The organism is Actinotalea sp. (assembly GCF_041597215.1).
Lineage (GTDB): Bacteria > Actinomycetota > Actinomycetes > Actinomycetales > Cellulomonadaceae > Actinotalea.
This window is the reverse complement of sequence record NZ_JBFHHB010000228.1, coordinates 1-5106: the sequence shown is the minus strand read 5'-3', so window position 1 is coordinate 5106 and position 5106 is coordinate 1. Positions and strand designations below refer to the sequence as shown.

Sequence of the window (5106 nt, the reverse complement as noted above, 5' to 3'; positions counted from 1 at the left end):
CTACGACGTGATCGAAGTCGGGTACTCGTCGGCCGCTCTGCGCGCGTAGTCGGTCGACGAGGTGCTTGCCTTGCACGACCCCGACGCCGTCGAGTTGCTTGCCGCCGTTGGCCACCTCGCCCCACCACACGACGACGGGTTGGACCCATAGTCGCCGGCCGCACCTGTCGGAGATCTGCTTGCTGAGCGCCGCGGCTTCGGCCTTGGCCTGGCGAATGATTGAGCTCACGTCGCGGTCGAGGTCTTCGTCGTAGTGATGTCTGCCGACGAGTCTCCCGCGATCGTCTTCCTCGAGCCGGTATCCCGACCACTTCGAGTTGAGGCAGAACACTCCGTTGGGGCCGAGGACCACGTGGTCGAAGTTCTTGGATCCATTGGCCAGGTCGTGGAGGACGACCCAGCCTTCGCGTTCCAGGGCTCGCAACTGCTTGGCGGTCTGCTCCTCGCCGTAGGCGCCTTCCTCCCATGACGCGATCGCCAGCGGCGGGGTGCGGCGGAGCATGATCACGATCGCCCCGAGCGCGCCGGCGAAGGCCGCCGTGCTCCACGACTGATCGCCGGGGTACGCGCGCATCAGGCCCCAGAACCCCAGCCAGAGAGCTACCGCGAGCACGACGACGGCGAACCACGCCCAGCGATGCGCTCGCAGCCATCGCTTGCGGAGCTCGGCGTACTTGCGTCGAGCGCGCGACCCAGCGCGCCGCCGCCGCCGCTAGGCCGCAACCTCCGCCGTGAGTCGTTTGCGCACGGATCACTCATCGGCACGCCGCCGTCGGACCTGAGGGCGCGCCAGTGAGATCTGCGGCGACGGCCGCACGGTTGTAGGCGATTGTGCACACCCGTTTGTGAGGGGTCATGAGTCCCCAGCCTCGGCGGCGCCCGGGCCGTTGGCTGGCCATTGCCCTCACCGTGACGGATGACCCCGCGTGTTCGCCGGGTCCGAGGCGAGGGAGAAGTAGATGAGCATCACCTGGCAGCAACCGGCCGACGTCCTGGTCGAGCGGGCGCCCGCCACCTGGCATGGCCTGTGGACCCTGCTCTACGCGGCCGGGCACGCGACGCACACCCTTGCCCTGACCGTGCCGATGATCGAGGGACTCGACCTGACCCTGGCCGCCATGGACCTGCACCAGGCCCGCGAGGAGCTCGAGTGGGTCCACCCCGAGCTGGCCGACCAGGCGCCCGCGGTCTCCCTCGGCCTGCTGCCCGCACGCGACGACGTCGATGCGGCACGGGCCGTGGTCGACCAACTCGTCCTTGCGGCACTCGACCGCATCGCCGACCTCGCACCGACCGGCGACCTCAACTCCCCGGACGAGGCAGCGCTGCTCGCCGCCAACCGCGCCCTGCGCTCGGCACGCACGGTCACTGCCCGGCCATGACTCCGATCACCTACGCCGACCTGCTCACCCAAGCCGGCGGCCACGTCGACCGGGGCATCCGCCAGGCACGGGCTCGAGGCTTCGACACCCGCGACGAGGCACGCGACGCACTAAGTGCGTACCACGGCCTGCTCGCCGCACTGGAGGCACACACGTGGGCGATCATCGGCCCCGCACGGCTGACCGGCGCGTCCACCGGCGCCGACCCGACCGAAAGAGCGGCGGCCGCGATGGCCGACGCCCTGCGCACGGCGACCGGAGCCCGCGACCCTCACCCCTCTCAGCTCACTCCCCCGGTTCACCCCTGGGCCCATGGCGCGCTCGTCCTCCGAGCGGCCAACGACCTGCTCGCCGGCTACCACACACCACTCGGGCGTCCTCGATCTCCCGACGCCGACGCCTGGAGCGACCTCGAGAGCCGCACCGCATCCCTCGCGGCGGTCGCGCGTGTGACGGGGAGCGCCCTCGACGTCGAAGACACCCTCGCGCTCCGCGCCGCGCAGGCCCACCTCTCATGGCGAGAGACCGCACACTGGCTGCCCGGCCTCACCGGAGCGCGCTCCCTGGCCGCGAAGGTCGCTGCCAGCAAGCCGGAGTCGGCGATGCCGAGCCGCCTCTCACGCCTGGGCCTGCTCGGAGAGCCCGTCCGCACCGACACCCCCTTGCATGAGCTCACCGACCGGCTGAAGCGACTACGGCACAGGGCGTGGGACCTGCAGGCCCACCCCGACCACTCGACCGCGACGCTGCGCGACCTGGCCACCCTGGCGACTGCGGTCCATGCCCACGCCGCCGGCCACCAGACCGCACCTGGCGCTGACCCCGCTCGAGGCGCAACCGCCTTGCTCGCTCACGCCCGTGATTGGCAGCGGGTGGCACACGACCTCGCCGACTACCTCTCCACCGGGCCGCCGCACGCCGAGATCCACGCCGACACCCGCGCCGTCCTCGACCTCCTGCGCCAGGTCGCGCCACTCGACGGATTGAGCTCTACCTCAGGCCCAATCAGGCGCGTCGAGGAGGATGCGTCCGTTGCCGCCGCACTCAGAGCAGCCGTCGCAGCGACAGAGCAGATCGGGCAGTGGGCAGGCCACTCGTTCGACCGCCTCGCGGCGCACAGCGAGCTCCGAGTCCGCGCCACGACCCTCTCCAGGCAGCAGGTCACCGACGACCCCGAACTCGCTGCGGCCAAGCTCACCGGTGGCATCGTCGCCGCGCCAGCGCAATGCCTGGCCGAGACCCGAGCCGCCTACACCCAAGCGAACCCGCCCACGGCCGCGTACCTCGCCCACCACCCGACCTCGCCGATCGAGCCATCGATCGAGGCGATGGTCATCGGGCGAAGCCTGTGACTCCAAGGTGGGTGCCCTGCCTCTGCGGCTCCACTTCGGCAACGCTGGCGCAGCTCTCCGATGAGGTCTCGCAGTGCCGGGCGTAGACGGACAGCCTTGCGCGAGCGGCGCACATCTCACGTCGCACATCTGCTGAGGCTGGGACCGGAAGTTCTCGCGGCGTGTGCGCGTTGGGCTGGTAGACGGATTCCTCAGAGGAGTGAGTGGCGAGGACAGGTGAGCGACGTGGCCAAGGCGAACGACTGGAACGCGAAGATCATCGATGAGTTTCGCGCGAATGACGGCAAGGTCGGCGGCCCGTTCGCCGGCGCACCTCTCGCGCTCGTACATCACCGTGGGCGTTCGAGTGGACGCGAGTACATCGCACCGGTGATGTACCTCGCCGAGGACAGCGACCCCGCGACGATCTACGTCTTCGCCTCGAAGGCGGGCGCGCCGACTCACCCGCAGTGGTACCACAACCTCCTCGCGGCCGGTCGCGCCGAGGTCGAGGTCGGCACGCAGACCTACGAAGTCACCGTGACCGAGGTCGTCGGTCCGGATCGCGATCGAGTCTTCGACGAACAGGCCAGGCGCTACCCGGGCTTCGCCGGCTACGCGGAGAAGACCGCGGGAGTCCGCACGATCCCGGTCCTCGCACTGCATCGCCTCTGACTGGCTGGTCCGGATCGGATCGCGCGCCCAACCCTCCGGTCTTTGGACGCGACTCGTCCCCGAACGGTCGAATGGCTGCACCAGCCGAATGCAGCCCGTCGCTGGGCGCCATGCCGCGCTGGCCACTGGGGCGGTCTAGTGCCAGCCGCGCCCTCCGGGTGCCCGATGACCGGTTCGATCTCGTCCGCGTCAAAGGTGACCTCGTGCTGGCGGTCGGGATCGGTCAGGTCGGCCAAGTCCGGGTCGGGCTCCTGCTGCACGCGTCGCGCCACTTCGCCATCGCGCCGGCGCGCTTCTGCTCTTCGCGCTCCCACTTGTCGCGGGCCCGGTCTGCTCCCCGGATGGATGACCGATCCGGGGTGCAGACCGTAGGCCCTGTTGGTGGACGAACGGTTGGGGCATGTGGGGCATGTGGGGCGTGTGGAGCATGTGGGGCACGTGCGGCATAGAGGCGCTGGGCGCGAACTCCACGTCGACGCCAGGTGTTACCGCGTGCGACAGCTCAGGTGGGGGCCACCGTCGAGCTTGAACGAGGTGCGCGCGATGTGCTTGAGCCAGGGGACCTTGCTCGGGAGGAGCGCACCATCGGGCACGCGTCGCAACTCGTGGTGGTGGACGTAGCCACGTGCGGCGTACTCCTCGGCCTTCTCCGCGCTCCACATGTCGATGACGGCATGCACCGTCGGCGGCGAGCGGGTCCGTCGGCTCGCGGACGACGTCATCGCCGCCCAGCGCCGCGAGTTCGCGGAGGTGGACTGGTTTGATCCGGGACATCGGGAAGAATGGACCTGCGACGACGTCAGCCGAGGCTGCTGACCGGCCGGTCCCGTGCTGTGGCCGACCTCTGAACCTCCCGAAGGGCATCCGATGACTACTGTTCTCCGCACGATGGCTGCCGCAGCGGCCCTGGCGCTCGCGATCGCCGGATGCTCGGCGTCCTCGGACGAGGACTCGGCCCGAGAGGCATCGGTCGGGGCCGGGCAAGAGTCGCCGGACGCGATCCTCGCGCCGTACGACCTGGATGGGCTGTCCGGCCGGGAGGTGGTCGACACGCTCGAGGCCATGCCGATCGACCAGCGCCCCGCGGACCTTATGGCGTCGGTGCAGCCGACCGAACTCCTGTTGACGTCCGGGGACATGGAGGCCGCGCTTCCGCTGCCGGACGACGCGTACTACCTTTCCGTCGCCCCGTACGTCGACCAGACGCATCCGTGCGCGATGCATTCCCTGACGACGTGCCGCGGCGAGCTCGGTGGCCAGGACGTCACCGTCGAGGTGCTGGATGATGCGACCGGCGAAATCCTGGTCGACGGGATCCGCACGGCTGCGGACAACGGGTTCATCGGGCTGTGGCTCCCGCGCGACATCGACGCGACGATCACCCTGGAGTACGACGGGAAGAGTGCCGTCACGTCGATCTCGACCGGCGCCGACGCGGAGACGTGCCTGACCACGATGCAACTCCGCTGAGCCCTGATCCGGAGTTGGGGTGGCCCGGCAGGGCTGGGCGTGCCTGCGCGCATGAGCGGCGGATGCTCGTCGCGGGCGTGGACGCAGACCTCAAAGCGACCGCCGCCGGACTGGCGCAAGCGGAGTGCGGTCCCGTCGGTCGCTGATACACGCCGCACGAAACGAGCGCTCCCAAGGAGTGGCGTCCCGGCAGCTCGCGCGACGGATCAAGGCCCCCGTGGACCCGGAGCCCGTACCGCCGCCCGGGT

At 70.1% G+C, this 5106-nt stretch carries 7 protein-coding genes; 5 read left to right on the top strand and 2 right to left on the bottom strand.

Annotated features, from left to right (window positions below):
- The coding region (locus ABWK99_RS13385; protein ID WP_372595200.1) for a nuclease-related domain-containing protein at positions 1–613 on the bottom strand (613 nt) is incomplete at its 3' end.
- A gap of 346 nt (positions 614–959) precedes the next feature.
- On the opposite strand from ABWK99_RS13385, the gene ABWK99_RS13380 reads away from it, so the two are divergent.
- The 3 genes from ABWK99_RS13380 to ABWK99_RS13370 all read left to right on the top strand — a co-directional run bounded on the left by ABWK99_RS13380 (position 960) and on the right by ABWK99_RS13370 (position 3388).
- The gene (locus tag ABWK99_RS13380) at positions 960–1382 is read left to right on the top strand and encodes a hypothetical protein (protein WP_372595199.1); all 423 of its coding nucleotides are present in this window, start codon (positions 960–962) and stop codon (positions 1380–1382) included.
- On the top strand, positions 1379–2734 hold the full coding sequence (locus ABWK99_RS13375) for a hypothetical protein (RefSeq protein ID WP_372595198.1): 1356 nt from the start codon (positions 1379–1381) through the stop codon (positions 2732–2734). The genes ABWK99_RS13380 and ABWK99_RS13375 overlap by 4 nt, the downstream gene beginning before the upstream one ends.
- A gap of 216 nt (positions 2735–2950) precedes the next feature.
- Complete coding sequence (locus tag ABWK99_RS13370; protein ID WP_372595197.1) at positions 2951–3388, top strand: nitroreductase/quinone reductase family protein; 438 nt, start codon at positions 2951–2953, stop codon at positions 3386–3388.
- 485 nt (positions 3389–3873) lie between these two features.
- Here ABWK99_RS13370 and ABWK99_RS13365 read toward each other — a convergent pair whose 3' ends face one another.
- Positions 3874–4050: a hypothetical protein gene (locus ABWK99_RS13365; protein ID WP_372595196.1), complete on the bottom strand. Its 177-nt coding sequence runs from the start codon at positions 4048–4050 to the stop codon at positions 3874–3876.
- Between ABWK99_RS13365 and ABWK99_RS13360 the strand changes: the two genes are divergently transcribed.
- Together ABWK99_RS13360 and ABWK99_RS13355 are read left to right on the top strand one after the other, a co-directional pair.
- On the top strand, positions 4049–4204 hold the full coding sequence (locus tag ABWK99_RS13360) for a hypothetical protein (RefSeq protein ID WP_372595195.1): 156 nt from the start codon (positions 4049–4051) through the stop codon (positions 4202–4204). The genes ABWK99_RS13365 and ABWK99_RS13360 overlap by 2 nt on opposite strands.
- Before the next feature lie 12 nt (positions 4205–4216).
- A complete protein-coding gene (locus tag ABWK99_RS13355) occupies positions 4217–4858 on the top strand; it encodes a CueP family metal-binding protein (protein ID WP_372595194.1) in 642 nt (213 codons plus the stop codon).
- Positions 4859–5106: the final 248 nt, after the last annotated feature.

Excerpts from the sequence above, each read along its gene's own strand:
- ABWK99_RS13375 (WP_372595198.1), top strand. The coding sequence starts at position 1,379 with ATGACTCCGATCACCTACGCCGACCTGCTCACCCAAGCCGGCGGCCAC.
- ABWK99_RS13365 (WP_372595196.1), bottom strand. The coding sequence starts at position 4,050 with ATGTGGAGCGCGGAGAAGGCCGAGGAGTACGCCGCACGTGGCTACGTC.
- ABWK99_RS13380 (WP_372595199.1), top strand. The coding sequence starts at position 960 with ATGAGCATCACCTGGCAGCAACCGGCCGACGTCCTGGTCGAGCGGGCG.
- ABWK99_RS13360 (WP_372595195.1), top strand. The coding sequence starts at position 4,049 with ATGTCGATGACGGCATGCACCGTCGGCGGCGAGCGGGTCCGTCGGCTC.